At 37.8% G+C, this 18,973-nt stretch carries 12 protein-coding genes; 4 read left to right on the top strand and 8 right to left on the bottom strand.

All coding sequences use genetic code 11. The annotated features are described in order from the left end of the window. Positions 1–54: 54 nt before the first annotated feature. From mnmE to AEQSU_RS16265, 3 genes are all read right to left on the bottom strand, one after another. Complete coding sequence (gene mnmE / locus AEQSU_RS14225) at positions 55–1,455, bottom strand: tRNA uridine-5-carboxymethylaminomethyl(34) synthesis GTPase MnmE (RefSeq protein ID WP_042492080.1); 1,401 nt, start codon at positions 1,453–1,455, stop codon at positions 55–57. A 122-nt stretch (positions 1,456–1,577) separates the two neighbouring features. Continuing rightward, entirely contained in the window at positions 1,578–2,087 is a 510-nt protein-coding gene (locus AEQSU_RS14220) for a hypothetical protein (RefSeq protein ID WP_157429289.1), read from the bottom strand. 87 nt (positions 2,088–2,174) lie between these two features. Then, positions 2,175–3,203, bottom strand: coding sequence for a T9SS type A sorting domain-containing protein (locus AEQSU_RS16265; protein ID WP_014783567.1), 1,029 nt, complete (start codon positions 3,201–3,203; stop codon positions 2,175–2,177). Between the two features lie 246 nt (positions 3,204–3,449). Here AEQSU_RS16265 and AEQSU_RS14210 point away from each other — a divergent pair, with 246 nt between their 5' ends. Then, the gene (locus AEQSU_RS14210) at positions 3,450–3,902 is read left to right on the top strand and encodes a DUF1573 domain-containing protein (protein ID WP_014783566.1); all 453 of its coding nucleotides are present in this window, start codon (positions 3,450–3,452) and stop codon (positions 3,900–3,902) included. A 76-nt stretch (positions 3,903–3,978) separates the two neighbouring features. On the opposite strand, the gene dnaN is transcribed toward AEQSU_RS14210, so the two are convergent. The 5 genes from dnaN to AEQSU_RS14185 all read right to left on the bottom strand — a co-directional run bounded on the left by dnaN (position 3,979) and on the right by AEQSU_RS14185 (position 8,746). Next, entirely contained in the window at positions 3,979–5,097 is a 1,119-nt protein-coding gene (gene dnaN, locus AEQSU_RS14205) for a DNA polymerase III subunit beta (RefSeq protein ID WP_014783565.1), read from the bottom strand. A 104-nt stretch (positions 5,098–5,201) separates the two neighbouring features. After that, complete coding sequence (gldG, locus tag AEQSU_RS14200) at positions 5,202–6,899, bottom strand: gliding motility-associated ABC transporter substrate-binding protein GldG (RefSeq protein WP_014783564.1); 1,698 nt, start codon at positions 6,897–6,899, stop codon at positions 5,202–5,204. Next, positions 6,896–7,603: a gliding motility-associated ABC transporter permease subunit GldF gene (gldF, locus tag AEQSU_RS14195; protein ID WP_014783563.1), complete on the bottom strand. Its 708-nt coding sequence runs from the start codon at positions 7,601–7,603 to the stop codon at positions 6,896–6,898. The genes gldG and gldF overlap by 4 nt, the downstream gene beginning before the upstream one ends. A gap of 10 nt (positions 7,604–7,613) precedes the next feature. Next, the gene (locus AEQSU_RS14190) at positions 7,614–7,910 is read right to left on the bottom strand and encodes a putative quinol monooxygenase (RefSeq protein ID WP_014783562.1); all 297 of its coding nucleotides are present in this window, start codon (positions 7,908–7,910) and stop codon (positions 7,614–7,616) included. Positions 7,911–7,912: 2 nt separating this feature from the next. Then, on the bottom strand, positions 7,913–8,746 hold the full coding sequence (locus tag AEQSU_RS14185) for an SAM hydrolase/SAM-dependent halogenase family protein (RefSeq protein WP_014783561.1): 834 nt from the start codon (positions 8,744–8,746) through the stop codon (positions 7,913–7,915). A gap of 243 nt (positions 8,747–8,989) precedes the next feature. Here AEQSU_RS14185 and AEQSU_RS14180 point away from each other — a divergent pair, with 243 nt between their 5' ends. The 3 genes from AEQSU_RS14180 to AEQSU_RS16695 all read left to right on the top strand — a co-directional run bounded on the left by AEQSU_RS14180 (position 8,990) and on the right by AEQSU_RS16695 (position 18,925). After that, complete coding sequence (locus tag AEQSU_RS14180) at positions 8,990–9,943, top strand: PhoH family protein (protein WP_014783560.1); 954 nt, start codon at positions 8,990–8,992, stop codon at positions 9,941–9,943. 130 nt (positions 9,944–10,073) lie between these two features. Next, entirely contained in the window at positions 10,074–11,033 is a 960-nt protein-coding gene (locus AEQSU_RS14175) for a phosphoribosylaminoimidazolesuccinocarboxamide synthase (protein WP_014783559.1), read from the top strand. A gap of 404 nt (positions 11,034–11,437) precedes the next feature. Next, positions 11,438–18,925, top strand: coding sequence for a choice-of-anchor Q domain-containing protein (locus AEQSU_RS16695; protein ID WP_014783558.1), 7,488 nt, complete (start codon positions 11,438–11,440; stop codon positions 18,923–18,925). The last annotated feature ends 48 nt before the right edge of the window (positions 18,926–18,973 follow it).

Here is an 18,973-nt window from a genome sequence, read left to right as displayed (position 1 = left end):
TTATTTTAGATTTATTATAAATTAAATCTTGGAATTATTTAGTGGATTGATGATTTATTTGCCGATGCAAAAGTTAGCGAAAATATTTCCAAGAAGTTCATCATTGCTAACACTACCCGTGATTTCACCTAAATGATACAGTGCTTGACGCAGGTCTATGGCGAGCAGATCGCCACTCAAGTTGGAATCGATTCCGTCTTGAACTTTGATGATTTCCTCGAGTGATTTCAATAGGGCATCATAATGTCGGGAATTAGTTACGATGGTTTCGTTGTTGCGAAGTGCACCAGTATTTACAAAATCGAGAAGTTTGTTTTGAAGATCTTCTATGCCTTGATTGGTTTTGGCTGAAATGGTTTGTAGTTGGTAGTGTGAGGTTGGTAGAAGAGCTTTTAATTTAGTAATTTCTTCTTCTGAAAGCTTATCAATTTTATTAGCAACAATCACAAGATTTTTCAGCGGATATTTATTCTTAATAGTTTCAATCTCTAACTGAAACTTAGAACCTGAAACTTGAAACTTTTCAGCATCAAAAAGATAAATCACGACTTGTGCAGCTTCAATTTTTTCGAATGTTTTCTTGATACCTAAACCTTCAATGACGTCTACGGTATCACGAATTCCGGCGGTATCGATAAAGCGGAAACCAATGCCACCGATGGTTATTTCGTCTTCAATAGTGTCTCGCGTGGTTCCAGCAATGTCGCTAACGATGGCGCGTTCTTCGTTTAAAAGTACATTTAATAATGTAGATTTTCCAACATTTGGTTCGCCTACAATGGCAACGGGAATTCCGTTTTTCAAAACATTTCCTATGGCGAAGGAATCTATCAAGCGTTTAAGAACTGTAGTTATTTTTGAAATAAGTTTCTGGAAATCGTCTCTATTTGCGAATTCTACATCTTCTTCGGCAAAATCCAGTTCAAGTTCAATTAGCGAAGCAAAGTTTAAAAGTTCTTCGCGAAGTTTTTTTATTTCCGAAGAAAAACCGCCACGCATTTGCTGAATTGCCAATTGATGACTTGCAGCACTGTCACTCGCAATAAGGTCTGCCACAGCTTCGGCTTGACTTAAATCCATCTTTCCGTGAAGAAATGCGCGTAAAGTAAATTCGCCAGCTTGTGCCATTCTACAACCTTTACGAAGGCATAGTTGTATTATTTCTTGTTGAATATAATTACTTCCATGACAGGATATTTCAACAACATCTTCGCCTGTATAGCTATTTGGATTTTTGAAAATAGTAGCTAACACCTCATCTATAGTGCGCTCGCCATCTTTTATGTGGCCTAAATGAACGGTATGGGATTTTTGTTTTCCGAGTTTTTTCCCAGAAATTGAATTAAATATTGAAGAAGCTATTTTAATAGCTTCTGGTCCCGAAAGTCGTAAAACTGCAATCGCTCCTGCGCCTGAAGGAGTTGCCAATGCAACTATGGTATCATTGTTTGTCATAGTTTGCAAAGGTAAGATTCTTTAGTAAGCTTTTAAACAATTGTAAAAATGAAAAAGATGCCGCCATAAAAAAGGGTGGCACGAATGCTACCCTTTTTTGATTCTCTAAATGTGTTATTTAATTAGTAAGCAAAATTCTTAAAGTTACCGGTCATAGTAATTGTTGGACCTACGCCAGAAGTTGCCGTAATGGTAAAGTTTCCGGATATTAATCGACCATTTTCGCTTTCGGGATTTTCACGGTTTTCCGTGATATTTATTTCTCCCTCAGAAGCGTTATAAGTAACTTGTGCATTTTGATCCCTAATTACAACGTTTGTTATAAGTCCGTTTGCAGCTACGTCCCCAATAACTTTGGTGATTCCACTTCCAAAGCCTCCAGTATTGTTTAAAAAAATGCGGACAATATTGGTATTTTTATCGTTTATTAGAAGGTCTAGTCCGCTGTCGTTGCTGTAATTAGTGGAATAATAATCCATAAGAGCTGCGTAATTGCTACCAAATCCTCCTCCATTGATTATGGCATTAAATTCTGCTTCGGGAGCAATTCCTCCACCATCTTCATCTTTTTTGGAACAAGAAATAATTAATACTGAAAAGAAAAGAATGCAGATTGTTTTTAGATTTTTCATTTTTTTAATATTAAGGTTAATTATGGTTACATCGATGAAAATAATTTTTGTCATCACAGTTTTTAAAATAAATCAATCAAAAAGTTTTCAATTTTTTATAAACTTGAAAGTCTTTCCAGTAATTAGTTTTAATAAATATATTCCAGAGCTAAGGTTCTCTACAAAAATATAATCGTCCGGCTTATAGTTTCCAGTAGCAACTTGTTCACCATTTGTATTGTAAATAACATAAGAGGTTTCTTCTAAAAGATTTGTTACACTCAAAAAAGATTTCGTAGGATTCGGATATAACTTCATAGCTATTTCAAAATCAGATTGACCTAAGCCCAAAACTCCTTCGGCTTTATAGATTGAATTATCACCACTATTCACAAAAAATAAAGTGTCAGAATTCATAGCTACATCCAAAGGTTGGTTCAAATTTGTTAAAGCGTCGGAACGTGTATCTGTTACAACATTATATCTAACTATTGAATTGCCATTTCGGTTTGCAATGTAAAGCTCGTCTCCACGGAATTTGATACCGAGCGGGTAGACAATATTACCTACAACCAAAGTCGGGGTTGGATTAGTTATTGTAATATCTATTTTTTGTATTCGTTTGGTAAAAGGTATTGCGAAATAGAGAAAATCTCCTCTTATATCAATTCCAGCAGGTCTCCCCACATTTTGAATCACAATCTCAGCAGTCGGATTACTATTGGTAATATCTACTTTTGCAATTATATCAGAATTATTATCTGAGTAGTATAAATAATTTCCACTTATAGCAATACCATTTGGGGTATTTAAACCTGTAATCAAATTTTCAATTGTGGGATTTGATAGTGTTATATCAATTTTCACAATTCTTCCACCGTTAAAGTCAGCAATATAAAGATCATTACCGTTAAGCACCATTCCTGACGGATTGTTTAGGCCGTCCACAACCAATTCGGGCGCAGTGGGGTTGTTGTAATCAACTCTTTGCACACTGTTTGCATCTGTGAAATAAACATAATTATTATATACAATTAATCTGTGCGGTTCATTAAGTCCTGAGGCAATTTGTGTAACCTGTGCCGAAAGCAGACCGAAAAATAATAGGGCAACTAAAGAAGTAACTACTGTTTTCATAATTTTTGATTAAAGGATTAATATTGTCATTACATCGGAATCATAATGAGAATGTCATCAAAATTCAAAACTTGTAAATGCACTTTTTTGGGTTTTTAAGTATAACTAGTTGGAGCTTATTTAAAAAATTATCATAAAAAGTGGGGTCTAGTACCACATTCAACCCTAATTGTTGTAGATTTTTTTAAATTTTATTGGAAATTTGTTTTCAAATTAATTTGTTAATCTAAATTAAACCCACACAAAATGGTAACAACAACATTAAAAGGAAGAAGTTTTTTCCGCAACGTATTTTTTATGGCAAGTTTTCTTTTTTGCACTGCTTTATTTGCGCAGGACGCAGCAAAAGAAGATAAAGGTATTTTTAAATTTGAATCTTCAGTAATTGATTACGGAACCATTGCACATAATGCAGACGGAGTTCGCGCTTTCGTATTTAAAAATGTGGGTACAGCTCCAATTGTAATTTCAAACGTTAAAGGAAGTTGTGGTTGCACCGTTCCTACAAAACCAGACCACGCTATTATGCCAGGTGAAACTGCGGAAATTGGCGTTAAATATGCTACCGATCGAATTGGTGCTTTTTCTAAAACAGTAACAGTTACTTCAAACGCAAGTGAAGGTACAGTTCTTCTTAAAATTAAAGGAAATGTATTGGCTGATGCTCCAGCTGCTTCTGAAACTCCAAGCGGTAAATAAAAACACGATCCTTAAAAACTAAAAAACCTCTTACAAAATTTTGTAAGAGGTTTTTTAGTTTTTAAAAGTTTGTAATCTAGTTGTTCAACATAACCGGCATCACAAGCATAGTAACGGTTTCGCCTTCATCAAGGCCATCAACTGGCGTAAGAATTCCAGCTCTGTTTGGTAAGCTCATTTCTAAAGAAACTTCATCGCTTGTAAGGTTGTTTAGCATTTCGGTAAGGAAACGGCTGTTGAAACCTATTTGCATATCATCACCTTGGTAATCACAAGTAAGACGTTCCTCAGCTTTGTTGCTGTAATCTATATCTTCTGCGGAAATATTCAATTCTGCACCCGCAATTTTCAAACGGATTTGATGTGTGGTTTTGCTTGAAAATATTGAAACCCTACGAACAGAATTCAAAAACTGGTTTCTGTCGATAACTAATTTGTTTGGGTTTTCCTTTGGAATAACTGCCTCGTAGTTTGGATATTTCCCATCAATCAAGCGGCAAACCATTTCAGTATTTTCAAAAATGAACTTGGCGTTGCTTTCGTTGTATTCAATAATCACATCATCTTCAACACCAGCAAGAATGCTTTTTAAAAGTGTAAGTGGTTTTTTCGGCATAATGAATTCAGCCGTTTGTGAAGCGCTAATATCATCACGGGTATATTTTACTAATTTGTGAGCATCGGTAGCTACAAAAACCAAATTGTCTGTTGAAAACTGAAAGAAAACACCGCTCATTACAGGTCTTAAATCATCATTTCCTGAAGCAAAAATAGTTTTGCTGATTGCTGTTGCCAAAACATCACCTTGAACAACGGTTGAAGAAGGATCCTTCAATTCCACCGCGTTTGGAAATTCTTCACCACTGGCATAAGCAAGGGCATATTTACCGTGGTTGGAACTGATTTCTATAGTATTGTTATCTTCAACAGTAAACGTTAATGGTTGCTCTGGAAAGGTTTTCAGTGTTTCCAATAGAAGTCTTGCGGGAACACAAATCATTCCTTTTTCAGTACTTTCTACTTCTAATTTTGATGAAATAGTAGTTTCCAAATCTGAAGCTGAAACGGTTAGACTTTTATTGTCCAAATTGAACAGAAAATTATCTAAAATAGGCAGGGTATTGTTATTGTTGATAATACCGCCCAAAACTTGAAGTTGTTTTAATAAATACGAACTCGATACGATGAATTTCATTGAATATTTATTTTTTTGATCTGAATTATGATAAATGCTTTGTAATTAGCATACCTACAAATATATTTCAAATGAAGTGTTTGCTAAAACAAACTTATCAACATTTAACGCGTGTATTTGCGTTTGCGGTAGAATGTGAAGGCTATTCCGAAAAGTGCCAGTAATCCCAACGGCAACAATAAGTTAAGCGCTTGCCACTTGGAACGTTGTTCTAAAGTTTTTTGTGGATCAAGAAATGGCACTGCAATTTGCCGTGTTCTAATGTTTATAAGTCCGCTGTCGTCTAGTAGGTAATTGACTGTATTCAGCAAAAATTCCTTATTTCCGTAGAATTGGTTGGTCATTTTATCGAAGCCTAATTCCAGCGGACGGTTGCCTTGCATTTGATTTTTAATAATGTCGCCATCGCTTATAACAACCATTTTTGAAGGCTTTCCATCGTCAATACCTTTAAGTTCTCCAGTTAGTTTTAATGGCTTTACACGGTTTTTAAAAGCCGAAGTGAAGTTACCTTCCAACAAAACAGCTAGCGGTATTTCTCCTGCGTTATATTCGTTTGGGTTTGGACCTTCGTTCACTACTTGTAAATTCTTCGGAATTTCCACATCAAAATCAATAGGGAAGGGGAGTCCCACGATTTTACTTATAGGTGAAGTAGAAAGTAAAACAGTTTTTTTAATGTTGTTAGGAAGCGTGTCAATCGCGCTTGCATAATCAAACTTTACAGCTTCAATATTTGAAACTATAGGATGATTGTTCGCGCTACTACTTAGCGGACTAAAAAACCACGGATAGCGGTTGTACTGTGACTCGCGCTCGTCTCCATTTGCCAAAACGATTGGAGCAGAATATACATCTTTCACTAAATTTGGATTGATGCGAATTCCATATTTAAAGAAGAAATCATTCAAATTCAAATCCGTTCCTAAAGCATAAGTTATTCCTGAAATACTATCAGTTCGCATTTGTGTTGCGTCTAGTAACCAAAGCGATTTTCCACCGTTCATAATGTATTGATCCAACACATATTTTTCGGAATCACTAAAAGCTTCTGTAGGTTGGGCGGCAACTATTAAGTCAAAACCTTCCAAGTCCTTTAAGGTTTTTTCTGAATAAGAAGCAACAGAATCCAACGTGAATGGGGCAATAAAATAATAATCTTTTAAAGTTGAAAAGAAATCGGCAATGTAACGGTCGTCATATTCGCCATTGCCTTTTAATACTGCTATTTTCTTTGATTTTTGGGATGCTAATTTTTTAAAACTATCCGCAAAAGCATATTGCAGATTTTGAAGGGAGCTGTTCACTCTTTCTTCTGAAGTAGCGCCAAGTTGATTTTTCAGCAATCCAATTTTTACGGATTTACCATCATGATGCGCAAGTGCCCACGGATAAACGAGTTCGGTGCTTTGTTTGCCGTTTTCAGTGACGGAAACTTGGGCAGGAGTTAATCCAAATTTTTCAAATTGAGACTGAAATTCTTCGTTGCCTTTTTCAGTAGGATTTATAAATTCAAATTTAATGTTTGAATTGTAAGCCGAAAATTCATCCAAAAGTTGCTCAGTTTCACTTTGAAGCCTTTGAAATTCTGGCGGAAAGTTTCCTTTTAGAAAAACATCTACAATTACGGGAGAATTAATAGGATCTATAATTTCCTTAGCTTCTTCAGAAAGGGTGAAACGCTTATCCTGCGTAAGGTCGAAGCGTTTATAAACATAGTTTCCGAGTAGATTCAACAGAATTAATCCCACAACTAAAATTACCAGAGAAACGCTTTGTTTTTTTATTGAAGACTTCATCATTGCTTCATCAATTTAAAAACCGTTAACGCAATAAAAAACACTGTAATACTTAAAAAGTAAATCAAATCTCTAGTGTCCAAAACCCCACGAGCAACGCTATCAAAGTGTGCCTTCATTCCCAAACTTGAAATATTAAAAGTTGAAGAAGACAAGCCATCAAAACCATAATAAAGCGCAAAACACAAAAAGACTGCGATTATAAAAGCCACAATTTGATTCTGCGAAAGTGTGGATGAAAATATGCCGATGGAAGTATATGCAAAAACCAAAAACAACAAGCCAATATACGAACCAATTGTACTACCGACATCCCAGTTTCCTGAAGGATTGCCCAATTCAGAAATTGTGAAAACGTATAAAACTGTTGGAATTAGCGCTATAATAATAAGTATGACCGCTCCAAAATATTTCCCCAAAACTATTTGTTTTAACGAAATAGGTTTGGTGAGTAAAAGCTCCAAGGTACCCATCTTCATTTCATCGCTAAAAGCACGCATACAAACGGCTGGAATTAAAAATAGCAAAACCCAAGGCGCAAGTTCAAAAAAGGGTGAAAGGTCTGCAAAACCTGAATCGAGAATGTTGTAGTTTCCGCTAAAAACCCAAAGAAACAAACCATTTATCACCAAAAATACAGCAATCACCAAATACCCTATGGTACTTGAAAAGAAGGAGTTTATTTCGCGTTTTATGATTGTTAGCATTATGATCTAATTAATTTAAACTGTGAAGCGTATCAACACTCCAAGCTTCAGCTTTTGATTTAAACATAGGCTTTGTTTCACTCCAAACATTTCGGAAAAGTTCGCTGGTTCTATAGTTTTCCAAATCTTCTTCATCATTCCAACGGCTGTAAGTGAAAAAGATTGTTTCATCATTTTTATCTCTGTAAAGTTCCAAAAAGTTACATCCTGGAAAATTGCGGATCTTTTCTTTTACAAATTCAAAATTAGCCAGAAAAGTAGGGATATTCTTCTTTTCAAATTCCATCTTGACAATTCTTGTAAACATAATTATGGTGTAAAATTAACCATTATAGTATCGCGATAATCCAAGCCGAACAATGAAGCCGCGCTACCAACCGTTTTGGAGCTGCTCTTATAAATGGCTAGTTCCAGATAGTTGGAAGAGTTCCAAAGCGCCAGTCTTTTTCCGTCTTCCTCTCTTTTATCCGGACTATTGTCAAAGTTAATAGCGTCACTATAATGGGTATGTATTTTATTGAATTCGTGTCTTCTAGCGTTTATAACGAAATCTCTTCCGCGACCCACTTCTTCAAATAGTTTCTTTGTAATGTTGCTAATCACATTTCCGTAATTGTCAATATAAATCACGGTGCCACTTATTGTACTGTCTTTATTGCTTACTGCTGGACGAATGCCAGTTAACTCCTTGATTTCAGTAATGTTTTTACCAATTACGTCTAGCGTTCCACCGCGAGCAATGTGGCCCGCAACCTTCACAAAAACATCGAGAACAGGAAAATTACTCGTAACTCTATCGTGAATATTTATTTCAACAATTTTTTCTGGCCGTATTTCTGAAGTGAGCATAGAGATAATCCCATTGTCTGCACATACAAAATAATGACCATCCATCAGTACTGCAATGTGTTTATTTTCAGGATTTAACTCAGAATCTACACCGATAACATGAATGGTTCCAGATGGAAAACTCTTGTATGCATTTTGAATTATGTAAGCAGCTTCATGAAGATGAAATGGCGAAACGGAATGCGAGATATCAACAATTTTTGCATCTTCCATTTCAGAATAAATAGCTCCTTTTACTGCGCCTGCAAAGTGATCCTTCTCTCCGAAGTCAGTAGTAAGTGTAATTATTGGCATAAATGGATTGTTGATATTTTCTTAAAAGAGTTCCCACAAAAATAAGTTACTTTTGTTAGTAGCAAAACTATTTATTCATTAATAAAGTACAATTTGCGAACAGTATTTAATTAGACATTTTTTGAAACTATTTAGAAAAGATTTGGAATTGTATTTCCAATAAAAATTACCAATAAAGTGATAATTTTCACTTTTGAAATCTAACGTCTCACGTCTAAAACCTAACGTCTAAAACAACGCCTTTTGAACGAACTTATAATCGAACTTACAGATATTAGTCCTAGAGATTTTTTCGGACTTGAAAATGCTAATATTGATCTTCTTAAAAAATATTTTCCCAAACTAAAAATCGTTGCTCGGGGCAATAAAATCAAGGCTTATGGCGATGAAGATGTGTTGGAGGAATTTGATAGACGACTTACTATGTTGTTGGATCAATACATAAAATATAACAAAATTGACGAAAACGTAATTGAGCGCGTTCTCACAAGCCGAAACAAAGAAGAATACGAAACTCCTCACGGAAGTGGCGAAACAATAGTTCACGGCGTTAGCGGAAAACCCATAAAAGCACAGACAGCTAACCAAAGAAAATTGGTTTCATTAATGGCTAAAAACGATATGGTTTTTGCCGTTGGTCCAGCTGGAACTGGAAAAACATATACTGGTGTTGCGCTTGCAGTTAAAGCGCTGAAAGAAAAAGAAGTAAAGAAGATCATCTTAACAAGACCTGCGGTAGAAGCTGGCGAAAATTTAGGATTTCTTCCAGGCGATTTAAAAGAAAAGCTCGACCCATATATGCAACCTTTATACGATGCTCTACGCGATATGATTCCTGCGGAAAAGCTTGCTTCACATATTGAAACTGGTGTGATTCAAATTGCACCTTTGGCATTTATGCGTGGCCGAACTTTGGACAACGCTTTCGTAATTCTTGATGAAGCCCAAAACACAACCCACGCCCAAATGAAAATGTTTTTAACCCGTATGGGAAAAAACGCCAAGTTTATGATTACTGGAGATCCTGGACAAATTGACCTTCCACGCCGTGTAACTTCTGGTTTGAAGGAAGCTTTACTCGTTTTAAAAGACGTAAAAGGTGTTGGAATGATCTATCTTGACGACAAAGACGTAATCCGTCACCGTTTGGTGAAAGAAGTTATAGCGGCTTATAAGAATATTGAAAACGTAGATTAAGAAAAGAGTATTCAGTGTTCAATAGCAGTATGCAGTAAATACGGCACATTTTTCAAATTAACAAATCCCGTCCCAATAGCTATCGGGACCCGAATTAACAAATTAACCAATCCCGAATTAACGAATCCAAATGCCAAACACAATAATTTCAACAGATTTCAAATTCCCTGGACAAAAAAATGTTTACCACGGAAAAGTCCGCGAAGTTTATACTTTAGAAAACAACTTGCTTTTAATGGTAGCCACTGACAGGCTAAGCGCTTTTGATGTCGTGATGCCGAAAGGAATTCCATATAAAGGTCAAATCTTAAACCAGATTGCAACTAAAATGATGCTTGACACTGAGGATTTGGTGCCAAATTGGTTAATAGCCACTCCAGATCCAAACGTTGCCATAGGCGAGGCCTGCGAACCTTTTAAAGTTGAAATGGTAATCCGCGGTTATATGAGTGGTCACGCTGCCCGCGAATATAAAGCTGGAAAACGAATGCTCTGCGGTGTTGCGATGCCAGACGGAATGAAGGAAAACGATAAATTCCCAAAACCGATAATTACACCAGCTACAAAAGCAGAAATGGGAGATCACGATGAAGATATTTCGCGTGAAGATATTCTGAAAAGAGGAATCGTTTCTGAAGAAGATTATCTTCAATTAGAAGATTACACTAGAAAGCTTTTTCAGCGTGGAAGCGAGATAGCATCGGAAAGAGGACTTATATTAGTTGATACTAAATATGAATTCGGAAAAACGAATCCCGAAACTTCGGGAGGTAAAATAGTGCTTATAGACGAAATCCATACGCCAGATTCCTCACGTTATTTTTATGCTGAAGGTTATGAAACACGCCAAAACAACAACGAGCCACAAAAACAACTTTCAAAAGAATTTGTACGCCAATGGTTAATTCAGAATGATTTTCAAGGTTTGGAAGGCCAGAAAGTTCCTTTTATGAGCGATGAATATATTGAAACCGTTTCAGAAAGATATATTGAGCTTTACGAAAACATTACGGGTGAAAAATTTGTAAAAGCAGATGTTTCAAACATTCACGAACGTATTGAAAAAAATGTATTGAAATATTTTAAGTAAACTGAAATTATTGTTTCACGATCTAAAAAAGTCTCTTCTCAGAGACTTTTTTTTTTGGATCAAAGTCAATTCAACAGGAGGAATATTTATTATTTTCTAAATTCATTTTTCAATCTCACCCCTTGAATCTAATAGACATATGATTTAGATTAATTGCTTTAACTGCTTAATTGATACATAAATAAAACCAGACCATCTTTTCCCTCGTATGTAATGTAAGTCCCAAAGAATAATCGATGGGATTCTTTTAATTAATCAGAATTAGATGGAGACAACTTTACGTAGAAATTTCATAGCAATCATATAAACGTGCACAAAGCTTCGGCCTGTTGCACGTTTTATTTTTTGACGTAAAGTAGTTTTCATAAAATTCAAAAATCATTACTAACCCAAAATTCAAAATTATGAGAAACACATTTACGCGAAAACTCATACTTACCCTTTCCTTTGTTCTGGTGAGTATTATTTCTTACGGCCAATTTACCGTTACCAACGGTACAGACGGCACACCAGCTCCGTCTGGTAGTTTAAGAGCAGCTATTGAAGATGCAAATGCAAATTTTATAGGACTCTCATTTATCACGGTAGATCCTGGTTTAACGATAACCTTAACTGATGGAACTTTAGATGTAACTAGTACAATTTTTATTTTTGGTAACGGAAGTACTGTAGATGGAGCATTAAACTCTGAAAGAGCAATTACTGCAGTTGGTACTTCATTACCACAAACCTTAAGTATTGACAATCTCAATTTTATTAATAATACATCAGCCACAGACGGAGGAGCTATAAGAGCTTCTTCAATGGCATTGTTTTTACTTAATAGTACCTATTCTAATAATACAGCAATGGGTGCTCCCGGAAGTGGTGGAGCTATTTATATAGAAGGAATTGATCCTTTGGATATTGAATCTTGTATTTTTAACAACAATACTGCAACTCGTGCAGGTGGCGCTATAGAAACGCAATCGTCAGGTCAAGTAACATTTAACGATACCAATTTTACAGATAATTCTGTGACAGGACCTCCGGGTAATGGTGGTGCTTTTCACATTACTGGAAATGCAAATGCTACTATTTCTAACGGTATGGTTACTAATAATTCCGCCGCTAATGAAGGTGGAGCATTTTGGAATGGTACTGGAACGATGACTGTTAATGGAGTTACTTTTATGAATAATTCGGCACTTGGATCGAATACAGGCGGTGGCGCACTTTTTAATAATGGAGGAACTCTTTCTGTAAATTCAGCAACAACACTTTCACAAAACATAGCAAAGGGAACAACTCCTGGTGGTCGTGGTGGTGCAATCTTCAACAATACTGGCGGAACGCTTACTTTGGCTTCCGGTCTTACTATAAATGGAAACTATGCAAGTAGAGCTGGCGGTGCTATTGAAGATGCTTCAGGCGGATCTTTATCACTAACAGGAATCACTTTAGAAGGTAATTCCGCAGGTTCTGATATCGGTTTAGGTTCTATGGCAAATCCTGGAAACGGAGGTGCTTTGCATTTATCTGGAACTACTTCGGTTACCATTGTGAACAGTACAATAAGAAATAACCAAGCCGCACAAGAAGGTGGAGGTCTTTGGAATAGCGCAGGAATGATGACTATAACAGGATCAACCATTTCAGGAAATATGGCTTCAGGAAATATGGCTGATGACGGTGGTGGAGGTATTTTCAATAATGGAGGATCATTAATGGTTTCTTCAACTACAATATCAAACAATACAGCAGATGGAATGGCTGGTTCTGGAGGTGGTATTTTTAGCCTTACTCCTGGAACTTTAAATATAAATGGAATTAATATTACAGGAAACACAGCCAACAGAGCTGGTGGAGGTATTGAAGTACTTTCAGCACCGGGTGAATTATACAGCTTTTCAAATGTAACTTTTCGAAATAATACTTCAACGGGAGCAACTGCGCCAGGAAATGGTGGAGCTTACCATATAAGTGGCGGTGGAAATTCTGCGTTTACAAACTGTATTGTACAAAATAACACAGCCGTTGAAGGCGGTGGACTTTGGAATGGCACTGGAATTATGACAGTTACAGGAAGTAATACAGAATTAAGCGAAAACGAAGCTACAGGAAATGATGCAAATCAAGGTGGTGGAGCTCTTTACAATGATGGTGGAACGATGAATATTGACTCGTTTGCTGATATTTTCAGCAATATAGCAACGGGAACTTCCGGTTCTGGTGGTGCTATTTTGAGTACTTCGGGAACATTGAATATCAATTCAGCAGCACTTACTTCAAACGGTGCAAACCGCGCTGGTGGAGGAATTGAAATTATTGATGGAACAGCAAACCTTGTTGATCTACAATTAATTTTTAACGATGTAAACGGAACTGCTACAGGTGGAACTCCAAACCCAGGAAATGGGGGTGGCCTTCACGTAACTGGTAATGCCGCAAACGTAACTTTAAGTGGAATTGTATTTTTGAATGCAGCCGCTTCTGAAGGTGGTGGATTGTGGAATAACGGTGGAACAATGACAGTTCAAGCTGGAGATGTAATTTTTGCAGATACTTTTATAGATTTTAATACTGCCGCAGGAGATGCTTCTGACAACGGTGGTGGTGGAGTTTTCAATAACGGAGGAACACTTATTCTTGCTCCAGGAACTCAAGTATTGCGAAATGTAGCAAGTGGAACTGCTGGTTCTGGTGGTGGAATTTTTAATCTTACTCCAGGAACATTAGTTGTTGATGGTGTTAATTTTGAAGAAAACACAGCGAATAGAGCAGGTGGTGCAATTGAATTGAATTCTGCTATGGGTGAAACTTATGCATTCAATGATGTAATAATGAATCTAAACGTAGCTAATGCACCAGCTCCAGGTAATGGAGGAGGACTTCACATTAGCGGTCCAGGAAATGTAAATTATAACGGTGGTAGTGTTACCAATAACATCGCCTTTGAAGGTGGCGGACTTTGGAATGGCTCAGGAATAATGAACGTTTCTGGAACTACAATCACAGGAAACAAAGCAACTGGTGATGCAACTGGTGGTGGTGGAATTTTCAATAATGGAGGAACTCTAAATGTTGATGCTGCTACGAATCTTACATCTAACGTTGCAATGGGAGCTACTCCCGGAGGCCGTGGTGGTGCTTTGTTCAATAATACAGGAGGAACATTGAATGTTGCAACAGGAAGTACTATTTCTGGAAACTATGCAAGTCGCGCTGGTGGTGCTATTGAAGACGCTTCAGGAAATACCTTAACATTAGATGGTGTTACTTTAAGCGGAAATTCAGCAGGTGTAAATATTGGATTGGGAACTATGGCAAATCCAGGAAATGGGGGAGCTATTCACCTTTCAGGAACTACAAATGCTGTTATTTCAAACTCTACAATTCAAAATAACAAAGCTGCCGAAGAAGGTGGTGGACTTTGGAACAGTGCTGGAATTATGACAGTTGAAGCAACCGTTTTGTCTGGAAATTCAGCAAGCGGAGCTCTAGCCGATGATGGTGGAGGCGCATTGTTCAACAACGGAGGAACTATGAATGTTCTTGCTGGAACAGAAATAACAAACAACAAAGCCGACGGAGCCGTTGGTTCTGGTGGTGGAATTCACAGCACTGGAGGTGACGTAACCGTAACCGATGCAATTATCACAACCAATATAGCAAACCGTGCTGGTGGTGGAATTGAAATTGCTGCTGGAACACTAACAATGTCAGGAACGACTTTAGATACTAACAATGCAGGTGTTGCCCCAGCAGTTGCTGCCCCCGGAAACGGTGGTGGACTTCACGTTGGTGGAACCGGAAATGCAACTATTACTGGTGGAACTGTTGACTCAAACATTGCAGCTGCCGAAGGTGGTGGTCTTTGGAATGGCGGTGGAATTATGACTGTCGATGGAGTGCCAGTTACCAATAACATCGCTAGCGGCGCAAATGCCGACAATGGTGGTGGTGGAATTTATAATGACGGTGGAACTTTGGATATTTTAGCAGGAACTTCTATTAAGAATAATATGGCCAACGGAACTTCAGGTTCTGGTGGTGGAATATTATCTACTGCAGGAACTGTAACTATCGCTGCAATTTCTATAACCCAAAACTACGCAAATCGCGCAGGAGGTGCAATTGAAGTAATTGATGGCGCCTTAAATTTAAACGGATCTATTTTAGCTTTCAATGATGTAAATGGAACTGCAGGAACTCCCAATCCAGGAAGTGGTGGTGGAATTCACATTTCAGGAGTAACAAATACAACTATTATTAATGCGACGGTTTCTGCAAATACAGCATTCAATCAAGGTGGAGGTCTTTGGAATCAAGCCGGAAGTACGATGAATGTTACAAATTCTATGGTTGATTTGAACAAAGCAATCAACGGAACAGGTGGTGGAGGAATTTACAACAATGGTGGCGATCTAAATGTTACTGATGGAACCATTCAAAGCAACCTTGCAAATGGAGTATCAGGATCTGGGGGTGGAATTTTAACTACCGATGGTACTGTTACTGTTTCAGGTACAATGATCAATGCCAATGCAGCAAACCGCGCTGGTGGAGGTTTTGAAATAGTTGCTGGAACGCTAAATATGACAAATGCTTCCTTAATTGGAAACAAAGCAGATATTGCCGCTGGTACACCAAACCCTGGAAACGGTGGTGGAGTACACGTTACGGCTGTTGCAACAGTAAATATCTCTGGAAGCACCATAACTAATAACGACGCAGCAAGCGAAGGTGGAGGTCTTTGGAACCAAGTAGGAAGTACAATGACTGTTGATGGTACTTTATTAGATAGTAATAACGCTAGAGGTAATGACGCCACAAATGGTGGTGGAGGTATCTTTAATAATGGAGGTACATTAATAGTTCAGAATACTTCAACTATATCTAACAATGTTGCAACTGGAACTGCTGGTTCTGGTGGTGGAATTCAAAATGTAGATGGAGGTTCTTTAACTGTGAACGATTCTAATATTTCGAATAATTCAGCTAAAAGAGCAGGTGGTGGTATTGAAGACAATTCTTCAGTAACTCCTGGAACTGTTACACTTTTGAATACAAACTTAGATAACAATACTGTTGGAAATGCCCCTGGAAACGGTGGTGGATTTCATATAACAGGTCCTGGAATTGCCACATTAACAAATGGTACCGTAAACGGAAATACAGCCATAGCAGAAGGTGGAGGTTTGTGGAACGGCGGCGGAACAATGACCGTTGATAATGTTACAATAGATGGAAACACCGCAAGCGGAAATGATGCAGACCAAGGTGGTGGTGGTATTTTTAATGAAGGCGGAACTTTAATAGTTCAAAACGGAACCACAATAAGCAATAACATTGCAAACGGAACTTCGGGTTCTGGAGGCGCTATTTTGAATAACCTCGGAACTTTGACGGTTACCGATTCTGAATTATCAGGAAATACGTCAATGAGAGCAGGTGGTGCTATTGAAGAAAATTCAATTGCAGGAAGCCTTCTTTCTTTAATCAATACTGATTTAATGAATAACAGCACAGCTTCCGCTCCAGGAAACGGTGGTGGACTTCACATATCTGGTGCTGGTGATTCAAACATTACTGGTGGAAACGTAAGTGGAAACACTGCATCCAGAGAAGGTGGTGGACTTTGGAACGGTGCCGGAGTTATGACAGTTGATGGAACTACAATAGATGCTAACATTGCTAGTGGACCTTTGGCCGATGATGGTGGTGCAGGAGTTTTCAACAATGGTGGTACTTTAAATGTATTAAATGCTATAATTTCGAATAACATCGCTGACGGAGCCGCTGGTTCTGGTGGTGGAATTTTTAACAATGAAGGAACTCTTACCGTTACAGATTCAGATTTAACTGGAAACACTTCAATGCGTGCCGGTGGTGCTATTGAAGAAAAATCAGTTGCAGGAAGTCTTTTGACTTTGACAAATGTTAATCTGATGAACAACAGCACAGCTTCTGCTCCTGGAAACGGAGGTGGACTTCACATTTCAGGTGCTGGAGATTCGAATATAACTGGTGGAACTGCAAGTGGAAATACTGCTTCAGCTGAAGGTGGTGCATATTGGAATGGCGCAGGAACGATGACTATTGACGGAACAACCGTTGATGGGAACAATGCAAGTGGCGTTGATGCTGATCAAGGTGGTGGAGGTATTTTTAACGAAATGGGAACATTAGTTGTTATGAATGCTACCATTTTGAATAACACGGCTGATGGAGCTTCTGGTTCTGGTGGAGGTATTTTGAATAATCTTGGTTCATTAACTGTTTCAGATTCTGATTTAACTGGAAACACGTCAATGAGAGCTGGTGGTGCGATTGAAGAAAATTCAATTGCAGGAAGTGAGTTGAATCTTACTAATGTAATTTTCACTTCAAATACAACTTCCGCAGCTCCAGGAAACGGAGGAGGACTTCACATTACTGGCGCTGGTGATTCAAACATCACAGGTGGTTCTGCAACAGGAAACATTGCTGCTGCTGAAGGTGGTGCGCTTTGGAATGGTGCTGGAATCATGACATTAGATGGAATGACGATAGATGGAAACACAGCACAAGGAGCCGCTGCCGATAACGGTGGAGGTGGAGTTTTCAATAATGGCGGAACATTAAATGTTGTAAACGGAACTTCAATCACAAACAATCTTTCAACTGGAGCTTCAGGTTCTGGTGGTGGTTTGTTGAGTACTGCGGGTGATGTTACAATTACAGATTCTTCATTGAATGGAAATTCTGCAAACAGAGCAGGTGGAGCTATTGAATTGATTGATGGTACGTTTACTTTTACAAATTCTGATATGACTAATAACGATGTAAATGGAACAGCTGGAACAGCTGCTCCAGGAAACGGTGGTGGTCTTCACGTAACTGGAAACAGTGGTTTGATTACTATTTCAGGAAGTATAGTTTCAGGAAATGAAGCTGCCCGAGAAGGTGGTGGACTATGGAACCAAAGCGGAACGGTTATGAGTATTGACTCTTCGACCATTGATGGTAATAGTTCTTTTGGAAGTGCAGCCGACGATGGTGGTGCTGGTATTTTCAACAATGGTGGAATGTTAGAAGTTCTTACTTCAACTATTTCAAACAATACATCTAGTGGTGCAACTAGTTCAGGAGGAGGAATCCACAATGCTGCAGGCGGTGATGTAACTGTTCTGAGAAGTACTATTTCCACAAATACAGCCAACGGTGCTGGTGGAGGAATTTACAACAACGGAGCAAGTTTTGATTTAAACGCTGTTACAGTTGTAATGAACGATGCTTTAGCTACAGGTGGCGGTATTGAAAGTATGACAAGTACTTCACTGAAAAACACGCTAGTTGCCGTAAACTCAGGAAGTATTGGTACAGATGTAAACGGAAATTTTGCGTCAAACAATTATAATTTAATAGGTAATGATGATGCAAACGCTTTCCCAGTGCAAGCTAATGATATTGAAGGAGTAGATCCAATAGTTGGGCCACTTCAAAATAACGGAGGTGTAACTGAAACTCACGAACTTTTATTTGGCTCATTAGCATACAATGCTGGAGATCCTACAGATTTGTTTAACGATCAAATTGAACAAGCTGTTTTTGAAGGAATTCGCGACATTGGAGCTTATGAAGCACAAACCATTTTATTATCAATTGATGATATTACGGAAGGTGGAAGCGGAATTGTAATCTATCCAAACCCATCAAGAGGTTTTGCAACAGCAAAGATTCCTGAAACTTTTGGAAACGATCTGCAAATAACGATTATTGAATTAGGTTCAGGGAAAATAGTTCGTAATTACAGAGCCACAAATGGCGAAAACGATATGGACTTCAGCAGTTATTCTAACGGAGTTTATGTTATCAAAATAGTTTCTGAAATTTCAAGTTCAACTCATAGGTTGATTTTGGCGAAATAATTCTCCGGAAATAATTCTAAATGCTAAAACCTCTTCTTCGGAAGGGGT

The organism is Aequorivita sublithincola DSM 14238 (genome assembly GCF_000265385.1).
Lineage (GTDB): Bacteria > Bacteroidota > Bacteroidia > Flavobacteriales > Flavobacteriaceae > Aequorivita > Aequorivita sublithincola.
The sequence above is the reverse complement of the archived record's forward strand: the minus strand, read 5'-3'. Positions and strand labels throughout refer to the sequence as shown.

Excerpts from the sequence above, each read along its gene's own strand:
- AEQSU_RS14190 (WP_014783562.1), bottom strand. The coding sequence starts at position 7,910 with ATGTTTACAAGAATTGTCAAGATGGAATTTGAAAAGAAGAATATCCCT.
- AEQSU_RS14185 (WP_014783561.1), bottom strand. The coding sequence starts at position 8,746 with ATGCCAATAATTACACTTACTACTGACTTCGGAGAGAAGGATCACTTT.
- dnaN (WP_014783565.1), bottom strand. The coding sequence starts at position 5,097 with ATGAAATTCATCGTATCGAGTTCGTATTTATTAAAACAACTTCAAGTT.
- AEQSU_RS16265 (WP_014783567.1), bottom strand. The coding sequence starts at position 3,203 with ATGAAAACAGTAGTTACTTCTTTAGTTGCCCTATTATTTTTCGGTCTG.
- AEQSU_RS16695 (WP_014783558.1), top strand. The coding sequence starts at position 11,438 with ATGAGAAACACATTTACGCGAAAACTCATACTTACCCTTTCCTTTGTT.
- AEQSU_RS14220 (WP_157429289.1), bottom strand. The coding sequence starts at position 2,087 with ATGAAAAATCTAAAAACAATCTGCATTCTTTTCTTTTCAGTATTAATT.
- AEQSU_RS14210 (WP_014783566.1), top strand. The coding sequence starts at position 3,450 with ATGGTAACAACAACATTAAAAGGAAGAAGTTTTTTCCGCAACGTATTT.
- AEQSU_RS14175 (WP_014783559.1), top strand. The coding sequence starts at position 10,074 with ATGCCAAACACAATAATTTCAACAGATTTCAAATTCCCTGGACAAAAA.
- gldG (WP_014783564.1), bottom strand. The coding sequence starts at position 6,899 with ATGATGAAGTCTTCAATAAAAAAACAAAGCGTTTCTCTGGTAATTTTA.
- gldF (WP_014783563.1), bottom strand. The coding sequence starts at position 7,603 with ATGCTAACAATCATAAAACGCGAAATAAACTCCTTCTTTTCAAGTACC.
- mnmE (WP_042492080.1), bottom strand. The coding sequence starts at position 1,455 with ATGACAAACAATGATACCATAGTTGCATTGGCAACTCCTTCAGGCGCA.